13 protein-coding genes and 1 pseudogene are annotated in these 16559 nt (G+C 61.7%); 9 read left to right on the top strand and 5 right to left on the bottom strand.

Going from position 1 to position 16559, the window contains the following annotated elements:
- Positions 1–15 precede the first annotated feature (15 nt).
- On the bottom strand, positions 16–1230 hold the full coding sequence (locus NKI95_RS27000) for a trans-sulfuration enzyme family protein (RefSeq protein WP_352720519.1): 1215 nt from the start codon (positions 1228–1230) through the stop codon (positions 16–18).
- 79 nt (positions 1231–1309) lie between these two features.
- Here NKI95_RS27000 and NKI95_RS26995 point away from each other — a divergent pair, with 79 nt between their 5' ends.
- Positions 1310–2206 carry a LysR family transcriptional regulator gene (locus NKI95_RS26995; protein WP_352720517.1) on the top strand — a complete coding sequence of 299 codons (897 nt, stop codon included), beginning with the start codon at positions 1310–1312 and terminating at the stop codon, positions 2204–2206.
- Positions 2207–2258: 52 nt separating this feature from the next.
- Positions 2259–2962 (top strand): annotated as a pseudogene (locus tag NKI95_RS26990) (IS6 family transposase).
- Positions 2963–3196: 234 nt separating this feature from the next.
- On the opposite strand, the gene NKI95_RS26985 reads toward NKI95_RS26990, so the two are convergent.
- On the bottom strand, positions 3197–3487 hold the full coding sequence (locus tag NKI95_RS26985; protein ID WP_352720567.1) for a hypothetical protein: 291 nt from the start codon (positions 3485–3487) through the stop codon (positions 3197–3199).
- On the opposite strand from NKI95_RS26985, the gene NKI95_RS26980 reads away from it, so the two are divergent.
- Entirely contained in the window at positions 3437–3757 is a 321-nt protein-coding gene (locus NKI95_RS26980) for a hypothetical protein (RefSeq protein ID WP_352720575.1), read from the top strand. The two genes, NKI95_RS26985 and NKI95_RS26980, sit on opposite strands and share 51 nt — an antisense overlap.
- 134 nt (positions 3758–3891) lie before the next feature.
- Here NKI95_RS26980 and NKI95_RS26975 read toward each other — a convergent pair whose 3' ends face one another.
- Positions 3892–4182 carry a hypothetical protein gene (locus tag NKI95_RS26975; protein ID WP_352720515.1) on the bottom strand — a complete coding sequence of 97 codons (291 nt, stop codon included), beginning with the start codon at positions 4180–4182 and terminating at the stop codon, positions 3892–3894.
- A gap of 33 nt (positions 4183–4215) precedes the next feature.
- Here NKI95_RS26975 and NKI95_RS26970 point away from each other — a divergent pair, with 33 nt between their 5' ends.
- Entirely contained in the window at positions 4216–5817 is a 1602-nt protein-coding gene (locus tag NKI95_RS26970) for a LuxR C-terminal-related transcriptional regulator (RefSeq protein ID WP_352720513.1), read from the top strand.
- 621 nt (positions 5818–6438) lie between these two features.
- Positions 6439–9834 (top strand): AAA family ATPase, encoded by a 3396-nt coding sequence (locus NKI95_RS26965; protein WP_352720511.1) that lies wholly within the window; start codon positions 6439–6441, stop codon positions 9832–9834.
- Positions 9835–10173: 339 nt separating this feature from the next.
- Here NKI95_RS26965 and NKI95_RS26960 read toward each other — a convergent pair whose 3' ends face one another.
- Complete coding sequence (locus NKI95_RS26960) at positions 10174–10899, bottom strand: phytochelatin synthase family protein (RefSeq protein ID WP_352720509.1); 726 nt, start codon at positions 10897–10899, stop codon at positions 10174–10176.
- A gap of 404 nt (positions 10900–11303) precedes the next feature.
- Here NKI95_RS26960 and NKI95_RS26955 point away from each other — a divergent pair, with 404 nt between their 5' ends.
- The 3 genes from NKI95_RS26955 to NKI95_RS26945 all read left to right on the top strand — a co-directional run bounded on the left by NKI95_RS26955 (position 11304) and on the right by NKI95_RS26945 (position 14470).
- Positions 11304–12386: a type 1 glutamine amidotransferase family protein gene (locus NKI95_RS26955; protein WP_352720507.1), complete on the top strand. Its 1083-nt coding sequence runs from the start codon at positions 11304–11306 to the stop codon at positions 12384–12386.
- Positions 12387–12509: 123 nt separating this feature from the next.
- Complete coding sequence (locus tag NKI95_RS26950; RefSeq protein WP_352720505.1) at positions 12510–13532, top strand: AraC family transcriptional regulator; 1023 nt, start codon at positions 12510–12512, stop codon at positions 13530–13532.
- Positions 13533–13642: 110 nt separating this feature from the next.
- Positions 13643–14470: an SDR family NAD(P)-dependent oxidoreductase gene (locus tag NKI95_RS26945; RefSeq protein WP_352720503.1), complete on the top strand. Its 828-nt coding sequence runs from the start codon at positions 13643–13645 to the stop codon at positions 14468–14470.
- Between the two features lie 264 nt (positions 14471–14734).
- Here the strand turns inward: NKI95_RS26945 and NKI95_RS26940 are convergent, their stop codons facing one another.
- Positions 14735–15574: a class I SAM-dependent methyltransferase gene (locus NKI95_RS26940; RefSeq protein WP_352720501.1), complete on the bottom strand. Its 840-nt coding sequence runs from the start codon at positions 15572–15574 to the stop codon at positions 14735–14737.
- Positions 15575–16009: 435 nt separating this feature from the next.
- On the opposite strand from NKI95_RS26940, the gene NKI95_RS26935 reads away from it, so the two are divergent.
- A complete protein-coding gene (locus NKI95_RS26935) occupies positions 16010–16387 on the top strand; it encodes a M15 family metallopeptidase (RefSeq protein ID WP_352720499.1) in 378 nt (125 codons plus the stop codon).
- The last annotated feature ends 172 nt before the right edge of the window (positions 16388–16559 follow it).

The following is a 16559-nucleotide window of genomic DNA, read 5'->3' as shown; positions in this document are numbered from 1 at the left end:
TCGTTGAGGTTCTAATCATTCGGCGGCCTTGGTGTCGGCTGCTGCGGTTCCGTTGCGCCGGGCTTCAGCAAAGAGTTCGAAGGCCTGGGAAAGGTCGGCCAGAAGATCTTCGAGCGCCTCAAGGCCGATCGACAGGCGCCAGACCGGGCCGGGCTTCAGCCAATCGAGGCTGGCGCGCCCTTTGCGCGGATCGCTGACGGCAATCAGCGAATGCACGCCGCCCCAGCTTGCGCCGAGCCTGAACAGCCGCAGCCTGCGCAGGACATCGGATTGCAGTGGCGCCAGTTCCGGCCGCAGCACGAAGGAGAACACGCCCGCCGATCCGGCGAAGTCACGCTTCCAGACCGCGTGGCCGGGATGGCCAGACTCCGCGGGATGCAAGATCTGCGCGACTTCCTGGCGTTCCGATAGCCAGGCGAGGATCTTCCGCGCGGTGGCGTCGGCATGACGCATGCGCACCGGCATGGTCATCAGGCCACGCTCGCACAGCGCGCAATCCTCCGGCGAGACCCCGTAGCCGAGGAAGCGCGCCGTGTCCTTCAGGCGTCGGAACAGCGCCTCGTCGCGCACTGAGACTGAACCCATCAGGAGATCGCCATGGCCGCCGGCGTGCTTGGAAAGCGCCTGCATGGAGATGTCGACGCCATGGGCGAGCGGCTTGAACAGCAGATGCGATGCCCAGGTGTTGTCGGCCGCGACGAGCGCGCCGGCCTTGTGGGCCGCGGCTGTGATGGCGGGCACATCCTGGACTTCGAAGGTGGCCGAGCCAGGCGATTCTACCCAAACCAGCCGCGTTCTGCCGTCGATCATCGCCGCGATGCTTGCGTCCAGCCTTGCATTGTAGGAAACCGCCTCGATCCCGAGGGGGCCAAGAAAACGCTCGGCCATGTCGCGCGCCGGGCCATAGAGCGTCTCCGGGATCAGAACCCTTTCGCCGCCACGGCAGACAGCCATGGTCGCCAGCGTCATGGCAGCCATGCCCGACGGGACGACGAGAGCCCGCAATCCGCCTTCCAGCACGGCGATGTGATCTTCGAGCTGCCGGCTGGTCGGTGTGCCGTAAAGTCCGTAGCTGAACCCGTCGTACAGGCGCTCGACGCGACGCTCGAACGACTCCAGATCGTCAAAGACAACGGTCGAGGCTCGCTCGACCGGCATCGCCACCGCCTGGAACGGTTCCTCGGAGCGCTTGGGAGGATGGACATGTGAAGTGTCGTCGCGTCGGTTCATGGGCGAAACTTAGCGGGCTCATCCATTGCCATCTATGACCGCAGCGATAAAGTTAATTCGCTTTTGATATGGCTGCACTATGAACCTGCGCGACGTCGATGTCTTCAACGCGATCATGATCACGCGCGGCGCCGGCGCGGCGGCCGCGCTGCTCGACACCTCGCAGCCGGCCATCAGCCGTTCGCTAGCCAAGCTAGAGGCCGAGCTCGGCTTCAGGCTTTTCGACCGCATTCGTGGCAGGCTGGTGCCGACACGCGAAGGGGAGTTGTTCCATGCCGAGGTGAAAGCCAACCTGGTCGGGCTCGACCGGCTGAAGCTGCGGGCGGCCCAGATCAAGGAGGTCGGCACCGGTACCATCCGCGTCGCCTCCCTGTCGGCACTCGGGCATGGGCTGGTGCCGCGCGCCATCGTAGCGTTCTCGCACCGGCATCCGCAGGTGCGAATCAGCTATCAGGTCCGCACCTCCAATATCGTGCGCGACCTGGTCGCCTCTGGCAGTTTCGATATCGGGCTCGCGGCCGACGAGGTCGACACCAGCGGCGTGCTGCACAGCGTCTTCACCACACCGCGCGCCGTCTGCGTGATGCCGAAGAACCACCGGCTGGCGCGGAAGCAGATAATCACACCGGCCGATCTCGCCGACGAGGCCTTCCTGGCATTGTCGCCGGAAGATACGGCGCGGCTCGCGATGGACAAGATCCTGGCCGCGCATGGGGTGCGACCGCGCATCCTGATCGAAACGCCCTACGGCCTGACAATCGCCATCCTCGCAGCCAAGGGCATGGGGATCGGCTTGGTCAATCCCTCCGTCATTGCGGACGGCATGATCGGCAGCATTTTGGCCAGGCCATTCGAGCCAGCCGTCAATTTCCGCGCGCTACTCCTGCGCCCGCCGGACGGCATCAATTCGACCTTGATCACCGACTTCATTGCCGAACTCTATGCCGCCCGCAATATGCTATCGAGCGAGGCATAGGGGCGTTGTCACGGCAACCGCGTGTCAGGGATCGCTGCGATAGATGCTGGGGATGAACACTTCGCAGATCAGCTACAAACGGCATCGGTTCCCACCCGAGATCATCGCCCACGCGCTGTGGCTGTATTCTCGATTTCCGCTGAGCCTGCGTCCATGTCGAAGAAATGCTGCTGGAGCGCGGCATTGTCGTTTCCTACTAGACAATCCGTCGGTGGGGAAAGAAGTTCAGGCTGGACTACGCTCGGCTCCTGCGCCGCAAGCAGCCCAGTCGAAATGATATCTGGCACCTCGACGAAGTCGCCATCACGATCGCCGGCAAGAAGCATTGGTTATGGCGGGCCGTCAACCAGGACGGCTATGTGCTCGACGAGATCGTCCAGACCCGGCGCAACACCAAGGCCGCCAAGCACTTGCTGACACGGCTGTTGAAAAGCAGGGCCAGGTGCCGAAGCGCATGATCACCGACAAGCTCGGCTCCTATGGAGCACGCTGCGTCAAGTCATGCCGGGCGTCGAGCACCGGTCGCACAAGGGCTTGAACAACAGAGCGGAGAATTCGCATGTGCCACTGCGAAAACGAGAGCGGATGATGCAAGGCTTTCGATCACCGGGGAGCCTCCAGCGTTTCCTCTCGACCTTTTCTGCAGCCCTCAATCTCTTCGTCCCGCCCCATTCAAAACGCTCCGCCTTTCAGATCCATCTTCACCGCCTGAATGCCATGGCGCAATGGAAAGCTGCTGCCGGCGTGATCGCCTGAAATCATTCCCAAAAGTCACAACCACAGCCCATCTCCGTCTATGTGACATCACCGCCGACGCAGGTCCGCAGCAGTACTTGTGCAAGAGATCATCGATTCAGGGTGGCGGCATCGGCTTGTCACTGAGTGTGCGCAAGTACGCGATCAGGTCGACCCGTTCGGTCTCGTCCGAGACACCAGGTATCTCCATCTTAACGCCCGGCGTGGTGAGCATGGGCCCGAAGAGATATCTGTTCAGGTCCTCTTACCTCCACACGCCTTCCCAGCCGAGCAAAGCGTCGGAGTAACGCATTTTTGCCATGGATGCCTTATCGCGGCCGACGACGCTCCACAAGTTCGGTCCGTTTTGTTCCCTCCCAGTGGCTCGGCATTGTGGCAACGGTCACACGCGCGGGTGAAGTAGGTCCGGCCTTTCTCGACATCGGCAGAAGCCAACTTCGTTGAGATCGGGGCCGGTGTTGGCAAGACGACGCCGTGCGACATGAGATAGTCGGCAACTTCGCGTTGCCCCTGGCGTTTTGCCAGATGGAGTGGTGTCTTGCCGCCGGGCTCGACTGTGCGGTCATGCAGCGCGCGCCAGGGGTATCCGAGGCGCTGCAATTGCTACGCGGCTACCTCTGCACACTCGAAAAGCATCCACTCAACGGTTCTGTGGAAGCCCGTGAGATCATCCGCCGGCACATCTTCGATCTCGTTTTGCTCGCCATCACACCGCACGGCCCTTTGGGACAGACCAGTATGAGCGCGGTCGTCGCCGCGCGCCTGGCCGCCATAGTCGACTACATCACGGATTGACGGCAATCGTGGCATTCGCTCGCTCCGCGTCCGGCGGATTGGCGGCAGCGCCAGCTAAAGACGAGTAACGAAGGCCGCGGGGTGCGATTACCGATGAAGGCACGCCGTGATCAAAGACCCGATCCGGAGAAACGTCACTGCGAAGCACTTTCCGATACATCGGGCACGATGATGTAGCCTTGATCGATCAGTTGCAGCCTCGTTTCCTCGAAATGCCGCTTGAAGCCGCTCTTGATTTGCTCGGGTGGGTATCGCCAGCCATTCGCAAAGGCACGGCGCAAGAGATCGGAATAGACGCGGTCGCTGGCAAGCCTTACCGCTTCTATGGAGATTGGCGTTCCCACTGGCGTCGTTTCGCCGGAGAGACTTGGCGCGGTCGAAAGAGCCAGCACCAGTATGCCGGCGACTGCGGATGACTTTCTCATGGATGCCTCCTGACATTTTGCCTGGCCTGGACAGTGAACCGGGCAACGTGTTGTGGATCCGTGGATGCTAGGAGCGGCAACGACTTGGCGGGATCGTACAGATGGAGTGTTTTTGGTGTCGCATCTGTAGTATTTTCGCTGTGTCGCGAAATCGGTACGTTCCCGACCATACGCGCCGCGGATCGGAATGACGCAATGCTTGACGCAGTCGGCAATCCTCTGACCGGGCTTTCGGACCGGGAGCGGGTGGTCGCTGCGAAATTCGCCGAAGGCATGACCTATCGTGAGATCGGCGAGACGCTGTTCATCGCGCCGACCACCGTTCGAACCCATCTCTCGGTGGTCTATCGAAAGCTTGGCGTTCGCAGCAAAGTGGCGTTGGCAAGCCTGCTCTCGAGTGAGAGCCGGCAAGAGTCCGGACAAGCTCGTTTCGAGGGTCTGTCGCCCGGCGGCTTCGGGCCACCGGTCATCGCCGTCCTGCCCTTTGAAAATTTGAGCTCGGACGAGCGTTGGGGAAGGCTGGCCGACGGTTTGTCCGCCGATATTATTGTCGATCTCGCGCGTTACTCCGCCCTTGCGGTGATTGCCCGCCAGACGATGCTGATGTTCAAGGGAAGGCGCGATGATCTGCGCTCCATCGGTCGGGAGTTGAATGCCGACTATTTGCTCGAAGGGAGCCTTCAGGCTACCGGCGAGCAGTTCCGCATTTCGGTGCAGCTTGTCGATGTGAGGAGTGGTGCCGGTCTTTGGGCGGCGCGATACGATCAATCGGCCGACAATCTGTTTGCTACGCAAGACATGGTCACCGAGAACGTCGTCAATGTCCTTGTCAGCTGCTGCGGCAAGCTTGCCCACCTTGGACGGGATGTCATCCGGCGCAAGCCGCCCGCCAGCCTGGGTGCCTATGACTACTATCTGCTCGGCGTCGAACAGCACAATGTGTTCACCCGCACCTCGAACGTGGAAGCAATCCGTCTCTTGTCGCGCGCAGTCGAACTCGACCCGGGGCTGGCGCGAGCCTGGTTGACGTTGGGATTTTCTTACGCCGTCGAAGCCTGGTACGCGAGTAATCCATCCGTCTCGCTGGAACGCTGGTACTCGTGCATGGAACAAGCTCTTTTGCTCGATCCGGGAGACAGCATGGCCCGTCAGGGCATGGCCGACATTCGCGCGGCGCGAGGCGACTTGGGAGCCGCTGCCGAGGAACTCGATCGCGCTTTGGCCGCCGCTCCAAACGATGCCGATACGCTGGCGATGATTGCCGGAAGCCGAGCACTGGTGACAGGTGATCCGCAGCAGGGCTGCGTGTTGATCCAGAGGGCTCTACGTCTCAACCCGCTAGCTTCGCTCTGGTACTTCAGCATGCTTGGTCGCACGAATTTCGTGGTCGGGCGCTACCGGGAGAGCGTCGTGGCGTTCCAGCAGAGCCCGCCCGACTCGCCGGCCACCCTGTTGTTCCAGTCGATGGGACATGCGATGCTCGACGAAGTACCACAGGCCGCGAAGATCGCCGCCCGATTGGCGAGCGAATTCCCCGGCTTTACCGTCGAGGGGTTCATCAGAACCTATCCGGTCACCAATCCTCCCGCGCTTGTCGCCATCCGCGAAGGTGCACGGCGGGCCGGATTGAGATAGCTTCTCCGCTAGCGCTTGCGGCCGGAGCCAGTTCTTGGATTGCGCTCCATTTCTTGCCAGCTTTCATCGATGATGCAAAATCGCACTCGTCAGAAAGACAGTTTCTGAAGGCCGCCTGAAGAAGCACTGGAAATGTGGGTCAGGATCGCGACCTTATCGACCGTTCGTCTGTACGTCAGGATTTGGCGCTCCTTTCTCGTTCCAATCGGCGAGAGGGAAGGCAAAAAAACACCCAACCAAGTCGATTGACGCTCATTTAGGGCGTTCTCGAGGGCGGATGTTCGAACCAGCGGGACGCGCCATTTCGCGCCATTCGAGTCGCGCCTCCTAAGCCGACCTTCACGCACTGGCCGGAGTCGACCCTAAGCGGAAGCTCGCTTGCTCCGGGTCAATTCACGGCCATGACCCTTCGTCGACGTTCAAACCTTGCATTCTGAACGGCTGCTCAGGGTCATCAGTTCCGGCTCCGGAAGGACATTCTTGCGCCGCCATTTCCCGACATGTCTGGTCCTATTAAATTGGACCTTCAGGCTGAGGCCGAATCGACTCTTCTCGGACCCGTTTTCACGCGACCATGATGGGCTTTTGGTGTATGATTGTACTTTCATACAGGAGGGGGACGTGGACGTCGCCACCTGGCTTCGCGGTATCGGCCTGGGACAATACGAGAAGGCCTTCCGCGACAACGATATTAGTGAAGAGGTTCTTGCCCACCTGACGGCCGAGGATTTGACGGGAATCGGCGTGACCTCCGTCGGCCACCGGCGCAAGCTGCTCGATGCGATTGCCTCACTGGCCCTGGGTTCGAGGTCGGCGCCCATTGGCGCATCCGCATCGCTGAAGACGGCGCTGCCTTTATCCGCCCCGACAGAGGCAGAGCGGCGGCAGCTCACGGTGATGTTCGTCGACCTCGTCGGGTCGACCGAGCTAAGCCATCAGCTCGACCCCGAAGAGCTGCGGGCGGTGATGCGGAGTTACCGAAGCGCGGTAACCGAAGAAGTGGACCGTTTCGGGGGGCACGTCGCCAAGTTCTTGGGCGATGGCATTCTTGCATATTTCGGCTGGCCGAAGGCACAAGAGGACGCGGCTGAACGGGCGGTCAAGGCTGCCCTTCGCATTGTGGCGGCAGCTGGTGGAATCAAGACGCAAGAGGTTCCTCACCTTCGTGCACGCATCGGCATTGCCACAGGGTTGGTGGTCATCGGAAGCCTAGGGGGAGGGGAGGCAGAGCGCCCGGACGAGATCGTCGGGGAGACGCCGAACCTCGCAGCACGGCTGCAGCAGGCCGCAGGGCCGGACCAGGTTGTGATTTCCGAAACCACCCGGCACCTCGTCGGAGGGATTTTCGACCTGGAGGACCTGGGAAGGCAGCCGATCAAGGGGATCGGCCCCTCGGTAGCCCTCTGGCGGGTCCACGGCATCGGGCGCAGTGAAAGTCGGTTCGAGGGACTTCACGGCACGATGCTCACGCCGTTCGTCGGCCGAGGCCGCGAGATCGATCTGCTGCTCGAGCGCTGGGGGCGGGTCAGGCGAACGATGGGCCAGTTTGTCCTCGTAACCGGGGAGCCCGGGATCGGAAAATCGCGACTGGTGCGCTTTCTCGGGGATCGACTGAGAGGGGACCGGCTCCAGGAAATCCATTTCGACGCCTCGCCGTACTACGCGAACTCGGCGCTACGGCCCGTCATCTCGGAAATCCGGCGCTCCGCGGAGTTTGCAAGCATTGACCCGGGCGAAACACAGCTCAGGAAGCTCGAGCTTCTTCTGGGAAGGGCTTTGTCCGATACCAGCGGCGCCATCCCTGTCATCGCCGATCTGCTCGGCGTTCGAACCGGCGAGCAGCATTCGTTACGTGATCTGACCCCTCAGCAGAGGAAGGCCATGACGTTTGCAGCGCTGCTGAACTGGGTTGAGGGGCTCGCGACGCGGCATCCGCTGCTCGTGGTCGTCGAGGACGCACAATGGCTTGACCCGACGACGCTGGAACTGGTCGATCGGATCAACGATCGGATCGCCCAATTGCCAGTGCTGCTGCTCGTCACTTTCCGGCCGGAGTTCAAGCCGGCCTGGAGCGGCGCACACGTTGACTGGATCGTGCTCGAACGGCTCGATCCGATTGAGGCGGCCGCAGTGGCCGAGGCCGTTGCGGGCAAGCGTCTTCCGCAGGAAGTCTTGAACGAGATCGTCGCGCACACCGACGGCATTCCGCTGTTCATCGAGGAATTGACCAAGGCGATGCGCGATCTCAACGTCCTTGTCGACGCAGGAGATCACTTCGACCTTTTGGGATCTCTGCCTGCAGTCACGGTTCCCGTGACACTTCAGGACGCGCTGATGGCTCGGCTCGACCGCCTGCCGCCCTCCGCAAGGCATGCCGCGCAAGTCGGTGCCGTGATTGGGCGGGAGTTCGATCGTGCGCTGCTGGCGAGCGTGAGCGACATGCCTGCCGGTGAACTGGAGACGGCGCTCTCGGAACTGATCGGAGCCGAGCTAATCTTGAGCGGCGGCACCGCGGCCAGCCCGGCACACATCTTCAAGCACGCTCTCATTCAGGACGCCGCCTACGAATCGCTCCTCAAAAGGCGCCGCCGGGAACTGCACGGCGCGATTGCCGACGCGCTGGTCAACAGATTCAAGGACACGGCCACAGCTCATCCCGAACTCGTCGCCGGCCACTACGGCAGGGCCGGGCTCGTCGGGAAGGCAGTGCCATATTATCAGGCTGCGGCACGCACGGCGATCATGCGCTCGGCGACAAAGGAAGCGCTGGACCAGCTCGATAACGGTCTCTCGCTTCTCGAAACGCTGCCGGAAGGCTTGGAGCGCAACCGATTTGAACTCGGGCTCCGCCTTGCGCTCGGGGATGCGCTCCGGGCGGCTAGGGGCACGGCGGCGGTCGAAACGGGCACCGCTTATGCTCGCGCCCGATTCCTGGCAGGGCAAACGGGAGCGGAGCGCGAGAACCTCCGGGCCAGCTACGGCGAGTTTCTCTGTTACTACAATCGCGCGGAGCTCGATCGCGCGCGCGAAGTCGCCAACGAGCTGATGCGCGCGGCGGCGCGCGCATACGGCGAGGGTGGCCCAATCGGAGTGGACGCAGCCGGATTCGTTGCCCTTTGGATGGGCGATTTTGCCACCGCACGCTCTTTCCTGGAGCAGCGGGTCTCGACAAGGGCACCTGACCTGGACCCTCTGCTCGGTGCCGACATCGCCGACGCCGGACCGAACCTCTACCTTGCCCGGACGCTGCTCATTCTGGGCTACCCCGAGCAGGGGTACCGGCGGTGCCGGCAGGGTCTGGAAACTGCGGAGAAAACGCGCCAGCCCTTCGCGATCGTGTTGGCTCTCGCCAACACGTGCGTCTACTACCACTTGTGCAAAGACTGGCTCGCCCTTCGGCGCGACAGCGAGCGCCTGATTGCTCTCGCGTCCGAAAAGGCCATGCCTGCAATGTTGAACAAGGGACGGGGCTTTCGAGCTGCCGCACTCATCGCTGAAGGAAATGCAACCGAAGGCCTCGAGACCCTCAAATCCTGCTACGAGCACGACGTGAACGCCGGTTACCTGGTGATGATGCCGTACTACGAGTCCATTCTGGCTGAGGCTTACCTTAGTAGTGGCAACGTTGAAAATGCGCGACGCGTGCTGGACGACGCGTTCGAGCGTGCGACTTCGACCGGCGAGCGTTGGTTTGATGCCGAGCTGTACCGACTGAAAGGGGAGTTTGCTTTGCGCGAGCCTGGTCGCGACGGCGACTTGGCGGCGGAATCTTTCGACAAGTCGGTAGAGACTGCCGGGGCGCAGGCCGCCAAATGGTGGGAGTTGCGAGCTGCGACGCAGCTCGCACGCCTGTGGGCAGAGCGAGGCGCCGGGGAGAAAGCCCACAGTTTTCTGACACCCGTTCGCGACTGGTTCACCGAGGGTTTCGAAACCGCCGACGTCAGAGAGGCCGAGGCCCTGCTCAGCGAGCTGGAGCGTGCTACGCTATATGACACGCCCTCGGTTCGGCGGGAATAGCCTTGGCCGTTAGTTGGTGGAAGGGGCAGCGCGTTCGGCGCCAATTGCAGTCATTCCAGAACACACGTTTGACTGCCTGCTACTGGCGCACCTTACTCGTTCCAGTGGACGAGGCGAACAGCAACAAACCATCCATCTCGGCCATTGGCGGCAGCCAGTTGGTAGAGTTTGACCCTAGAACGCCAGCGTGTGAGACCACCGCCGCCGGGGCGAGCGCATGCCGGGTCGGCACCCACCGGGTTCATCGGCGGGCGGGGGCGGGATGGTTTGTGGGGCCCCGCATCAATGCGCGTGACCCCTCGCTCACAGACTGGATGATCGCGTTGAAGACGGTGATCACTATTGAACAGAAGCCGCCGATACCAGGACGAAGCCGCGGGTCTTGTTCTCGTTGTCGGAGTCCTGGGTGTTCATGGCATCGAAAAGCTCAGATGTCTTCACCCACACTGGAGGGTATTTATACCGTGCGACATCAAGGATGAGGAAGCGGTCTGATTTCCCATCATAGGCTGCTAGCGGCGAGATATGGCCGCCCTTCTCCTGTCTGATTGCCTTGCGGAGGTAGTTGACGATCACGAAATGGTTCGACTGGCCGAGATGGGAACTCGCCAGCTTGCGGAACTCGTCGACTGAGCTGTCGGCGGCATGATGGACTTCTGCCTTGACCGGCTGCGTCGCAAGAATTCCACCGATCTGATCGAGGGTCATACCTTTCTTCGCCAAAACATCTCGGGCGAGAATGGCGTCCGTTCGTTCATCGAGGACATTGTCCTGCGTGAAAGTGCGATATGGCTCGTACTCCGGAACCGAAGGCGCCGGTACATTGAGCGCGTTCAGCACCATGACGATGCTGGCGACACCGCAATAGGACTGTGTCTTCTGCGTCAGAAAGTTGCTTGCGAGAGGGAAATAGGCCTCCCGTGCATCGCTTTCGACGAAGTAGTTTTCGCCAATATCAGAACTAAAGCCGGCCAGATTGTCAGGAAGCTTCAGGGTTTCGGCGCTTGCGCTGGTGACGAACAGCCCCAATGCGACCACTGCCCCATGAACGAAGTGCTTAGACATGGCAACGTCTCCGCTGGGTGATCGTGCCACTATACCAGAAGGACGGGCGTGTATCACCATCCCCGTTCAGGGTCGAAGGTCGGGTTCGAGAGGAGGGGCCGTATCCGGCGCGCCCGGCCGACAACTTCGTTCAAAGTTCGGGATCTCCTCATGGCCGGCTGCTCTCGCCGCCAAAACCATCCAAATCGCTCTGAACGACCGAGTTCGACCCTTTTTGGCGGTCGTTCAATTGCGAGCGTCGCATGACGCGATCTGACCCAACGCGGACACTAGAGATTGGCGGCAATCGCAATTCTTCTGTCGCATCCTGCAAATGAATGCGACGGTGGGCCTGCTTACTTCCACCGATGAATGGCACGGGGCCCGATCTCACCCCGGCCGAAAGCATCGAGAAGGAACAAGTCATGCCCACCACCAAGCGCCGCGCACTGATCCTCATCTCGTCCGGCCGCCAGCTGCCGCTGGCCGAACCGGCCGACATCAAGTCGATCTCGACCGGGTTCTTCCTGGTCGAGATGGCTCAAGTGCTCAAGGAGTTCGAGAACGACTACGAGTTCACCTTCGCCACCCCCGACGGCAACGCCCCGCAACTCGACATCAACGGTATGGCCCTGTCCGTGCAATCCATCGAGAAGACCGGCGCCAAGACCATCCCCCTCCGTATGCAGCAGCGCCGCCGCTCGTTCGATGTCAACAGCTTCCGGCAGCGCCACCCCGAGTTGGTCGCCCGCCGCGAACAGGATGTCCAGTTGCTGGAGCGCCACATCGGCCGGATCCCGGTCTCCGAACTATTGCCGAACAGCGAGCCTGAGCTCGCCGAGTACCGCCCCGAACTGATCCGCCGCCTCGACAAGCTGCCCGAGGGCACCTTCCACTCGCTGCAGGAACTCGTCCTGCGTCACCGCGACCCGGCCGATCCGTTCACTTTCGCCGACTTTGACTTCATCCACACCCCCGGCGGTCACGCCCCCATGGTCGACTTCCGTGACAACCCGTGGCTCGGCGAAACCCTCCACGTAGCCCGGGAGAACGGCGTCATCATCTCGCTGATCTGCCACGCGCCCGTGGCGGTGACCTCCACTCGGCAGCGCATCGACGCGCAGGGCCACCCCTACCTCGTCAGCGACAACCCGTTCCTCGCCGCCACCATCTCGACCGTCCCCACGATCGGCGAGCTGTTCGCGCTGCGGTTCCTCTACCCACGCGTCCCCGGCAAGAGGACCCGAACCTCCTACTTTGTCGACACGGCCGTCAAGGAAGCTGGCTTCAAACTTGCGACCTCCCTCAACATCGCCGCCCCGCTACTGGCCTACGAGCCGTCCGTGCGGCTGCTCACCGGCAACGGCCCGCAGGCCATCGACCAGCAGGCCGCCAAGCTGCGCAGCGTCCTCACCGGCACCCGAGCCGCCCGGCGCGCCAGCGGCAAGCAGTTGAGCGAGCAACCGTTACCGTCCACCCTGCCGATCACACAGTGGGCGACCCGGTAGAGCAGATGGATCACTGGATCGGTGGCGGATTCGGGTACGCTGTGATCGAACTGGGGTCGGGCTAGACGACGATAGGACAGCGGCGCTCATATGCCGCCATTACGGGCGAGTGAAAGGCCTGCCATGACACGGCTACCAATCGACAAATGCAAAGTCCCACAGGCCTTTTGGCGCGCGGTAGAGCGGGCTGGCATCTCACCGGCGGCATTGTTGAGGCAAGCTCGATTGCCTGCGACGCTCCACATTTCCGAAGACGCTTGGGTCAACACCGCCCAATACTTCGACCTCTGGCAAGCACTGGAGGAGCTGTCGGGCGACCCCGCCATCGGGCTGCATATCAATGTGGCGGCAGATACAACGGTCCATCCCCCCGCGACCATGTCGGCCTTCTTCGCCAAGGATTTCCGCGACGGCCTCAACCGTCTTGCCAGGTTCAAGCGGCTTTGCACACCGGAAGAGCTGCACGTTATAGAACGTGATGGTGAGGCTTTTGTGAGCTTCTCCTGGATCCACGCCGTTGGCCCGGAGCCTGACGTAGCGGTCGATGTGACGTTTGCAGCAATCCTTGAACTGGGACGACGCGGAACAGGTCGTCACATCGTCCCGCTGCGAGTGGACATGACCCGAGCAGGCCCGACGACCCGAGCGCACAAGGAGTACCTCGGAGCGCCAATTACCTTCGGGGCGCCCAAGAACCAGCTGGTGCTGCGTGCCGACGATCTGGACCGACCATTCGCTGGGCACAACCCCGAGTTGCTCGCCATCCTGACACCGGCACTGTTGGCCTCACTCGACGAGATCGATGCGCAAAGCTCGTTGCCAGAACAGGTGAAGATTGTCCTGAAGCGGCGGTTGGCCAGCGGCAAGCCCGAACTATCGGACGTGGCCAACGTCCTGGGGATGAGCGAACGCACGCTGCAGCGCCGTATTTCTGAATCTGGGACGAGCTTCAGGCTGCTACTGGAGGCTTCGCGCCAGGAGGTTGGTCGCGAAATGCTGGCCAGTGGCGCGAACGCGACCGATGAGATTGCCTATCTCCTGGGGTATCAGGATACCAGCTCGTTCTATCGCGCCTTCCGCGAATGGGAAGGCGTCACCCCCGCACGGTGGCGCGAGCAGAACACCGAGGCCTCTCGCCTAAATTAGAGATTGGCGCCCATGGCCAGTTTTCTGTCGCAACCTGCAAATGAACTCGACAGGGGGCCTGCCTACCTCAAGAGAAGTGCCCAATGGCACCCAAATCATGAGGTAGTTTAATGTCGAAAATCTGGTTCATCACCGGTGCTAATCGCGGCTTCGGCCGAATTTGGACGGAGGCAGCGCTCGCGCGCGGCGATAAGGTTGTTGCCACCAGCCGCAGGCCTGATGCGCTTCAGGACCTCGTCGAAAATTATGGCGACGCAATCCTTCCGCTAGAGCTGGACGTGACCGATCGCAATAGGGCCATCGCCACGGTCGTAGAGGCACTGGATGCTTTCGGACGACTCGACGTGGTCGTCAACAACGCCGGCTACGGCTTGTTTGGCGCTGTCGAGGAAGTGTCTGACAAGCAGGTCCGAGACCAGATGGAAGTGAACTTCTTTGGTGTCCTGAACGTCACGCAAGCCGTGCTGCCGCAGTTCCGCAAGCAGGGCAGCGGCCACCTTATCCAGGTCACCAGTATGGGCGGTGTAATGGCATTTCCCAATCTAGGCGGCTACCACGCATCGAAGTGGGCGGTCGAAGGTCTCACGGAGTCGCTTGTGCAGGAGGTTTCGAAGTTCGGCATCAAGGTCACCTTGGTCGAGCCTGGCGGCTACGAGACTGACTGGGCCGGCGCTTCCGCTGTCCATGCAGCACCGCTTCCCCAATACGATTTCATCCGGCAAGACATGATGGCTATGGCCGAGCGGATGCCGGCGAATTTCGTGGGCAACCCCGCTGCGACCGGCCCTGCGATCCTCAAACTTGTTGACGCACCGGAGCCACCCTTGCGGCTACTTCTCGGAGTTGCGCCAACCCTGATGATTGGGGACATCTATGCCAAGCGCCTTCAGACTTGGAAGGATTGGGAGCATGTGACAATCGCCGCAACTGGCAAGTAGTGCCAAGCAGCACCAGCCGCACCTGCCAACTGGAAATAGGGACGCCGCGAGTTGCGGCGCCCTTCAATAACAGCGTAGTCCGCAATTGGCGCTGCCTGCTCGTTCCGCTCGACGAGACAGACGGCAGAGAACCACCCAACCAAGCCGTTTGACCCGCACTGGCGGCTGCTGAGTAGGCGAAGTCCGCATCGCCTCGATCGCGCTAAGAGCGGACATGCGCCTTAGTCTTTCGTGAGAGGCAGCCGCCCAGTGTCATGACTAGCTCTAGGCGTGCGACCAGGCGCCTACTTCCGAACGGCTCACGATGACGCTACCCGCCTCGATTTCGCGCTGCATCCGCTGTCCCAAAGTTTCAATATCGACCTCAAAGGCCGTCGCAACGCCCCGGCTCTGGATTTCCGGCAGCATCGTGACAATGAGTTCGGCGGTCTGGTGTGACCAGTCGAAGCCGCCATTGGTTCCCCCAACAACCGCCTCCATACGCATTGAGGGCGCGGTCAATCCAGCCGCGCGGAATGCCGCATCGAGCTTGATACCCATATTGGCCTCGATACCGCTGCGCCGGAACGTCTCGATGATCCATCGACAGCATTGGTCGTAGGTCGGCGCCGGCGGGCTGGATCGACAGCCGTCCCAATCCGGCTCATGGAAGACGATGGTCCCTCCAGGCCGGAGATGACGAGCGACGCCACGCAGCATGGCCACAGGATCGGCTTGAAACATCAAGATGTAGCGGCCGATCACGGCGTCGAACGGTCGGTCGAACGAAAGTGCCGCGGGATCGCCTTCACGGAAGCTGACATTCTGGATCGGATGCGCCGCCGCACGCCGCTCCGCCGCCGCCAGGGCCGCTGGAGCCCGATCTGCGCCGATGACCTGACCTTCGCTGCCAACCATCTCGGAAACCAGGAATGTAACATCACCCGCGCCACAGCCCACGTCGAGCACGCGCATCCCGGGGCTCATGCCCGCAGAGAGCAAGATTCTTCGCGTGATCGGGTTAATGATGTCCGCCTGATGGCTGAGACGCCTGATCTCGCGATCGGAATGGACGAGAATATACGGGACGTGAACGTCGGCACCAGCGCCACCGGCGACTTCCATGGCCTGCCTCCCCTCATACGACTGTTCCCCAAATGGGGCATCGTGCTGGTCGACGACTATGCGCCGATGCCGCAGCCAGTCAACGAGACTCGCTGTCCACCTCAGCGCGAATGTCGCTTCAGGGTCACGACCGCCGGTTCCGCTAAAGGTCAGCTTTCGGGCCGCCAAATCGCCCCGGGGAAGGGTGGGTTCGGGTCATCGGCGTGAATTCGCCCTCGACGAACGAACTTCCGCTCGGGGTCGTCTTTGCCCGTTGGCGCGCTGTCGCAAATTTGGGCGCCGCCGCATCACGATTGGACCCTCAATCTTTCGCCATTCAACTCTGCTTGACCCCCCTAGCAACCGCGGCGCAGTGTTGCCATGCGTGCGTAATATGCGCAGTCCAATTGGGGTCGTCCTTGGTGAGTGCAGCGGACGTCAATACGGGCAGCCATCGTGACATCAAGCGCCAAGGATCTCATCGCCAAGGGCTATATCGGCGAACTGTCCACCCATTCGCGCGGCTCGACAGTCGAGGTCGCGATCGCGCGGATCGACCACAAACAGGCCGACCACAAGAGCGCGCCGAAACCGGCCTGCGGCGCGACCGATGCCGATATGCTCGATTTCGGCACGGGTTTCGACTGTTTCGACCCGGCGAGCGAAACGGCTCACCGACCGCTCGCCAGTGAAGTAGCGGCAAACCGCGAAAGACTTGTCGAGGCGATGCGCGCCGGCGGCTTCAACAATTATGCCCGCGAATGGTGGCATTTCACGCTGGAAAACGAGCCGTTTCCAAGAGAACGCTTCAACTTTCCCGTCGGCGCCGAGTAGCTCCGCCGGCCACCGTGGGATGAAACCCTCGTTGACCCTGCGCGGCCATTGCCGAAGGGCTGGCGGTTTCTAATTATCGCCTCCGGGAGCCCAGGATCCCGAGTCACGCTGTGTGAGGAAAAACATTCCTCATTTAGAGTAAAATAGGCGAAAAATTGCTTCACTAGGCCAA

This window comes from Mesorhizobium sp. M0306 (assembly GCF_040321655.1).
Taxonomy (GTDB): domain Bacteria; phylum Pseudomonadota; class Alphaproteobacteria; order Rhizobiales; family Rhizobiaceae; genus Mesorhizobium.
The sequence above is the reverse complement of the archived record's forward strand: the minus strand, read 5'-3'. Positions and strand labels throughout refer to the sequence as shown.

Coding starts and splice junctions, on each gene's coding strand:
- NKI95_RS27000 (WP_352720519.1), bottom strand. CDS start 1,230: ATGAACCGACGCGACGACACTTCACATGTCCATCCTCCCAAGCGCTCC.
- NKI95_RS26995 (WP_352720517.1), top strand. CDS start 1,310: ATGAACCTGCGCGACGTCGATGTCTTCAACGCGATCATGATCACGCGC.
- NKI95_RS26975 (WP_352720515.1), bottom strand. CDS start 4,182: ATGAGAAAGTCATCCGCAGTCGCCGGCATACTGGTGCTGGCTCTTTCG.
- NKI95_RS26960 (WP_352720509.1), bottom strand. CDS start 10,899: ATGTCTAAGCACTTCGTTCATGGGGCAGTGGTCGCATTGGGGCTGTTC.
- NKI95_RS26955 (WP_352720507.1), top strand. CDS start 11,304: ATGCCCACCACCAAGCGCCGCGCACTGATCCTCATCTCGTCCGGCCGC.
- NKI95_RS26950 (WP_352720505.1), top strand. CDS start 12,510: ATGACACGGCTACCAATCGACAAATGCAAAGTCCCACAGGCCTTTTGG.
- NKI95_RS26945 (WP_352720503.1), top strand. CDS start 13,643: ATGTCGAAAATCTGGTTCATCACCGGTGCTAATCGCGGCTTCGGCCGA.
- NKI95_RS26940 (WP_352720501.1), bottom strand. CDS start 15,574: ATGGAAGTCGCCGGTGGCGCTGGTGCCGACGTTCACGTCCCGTATATT.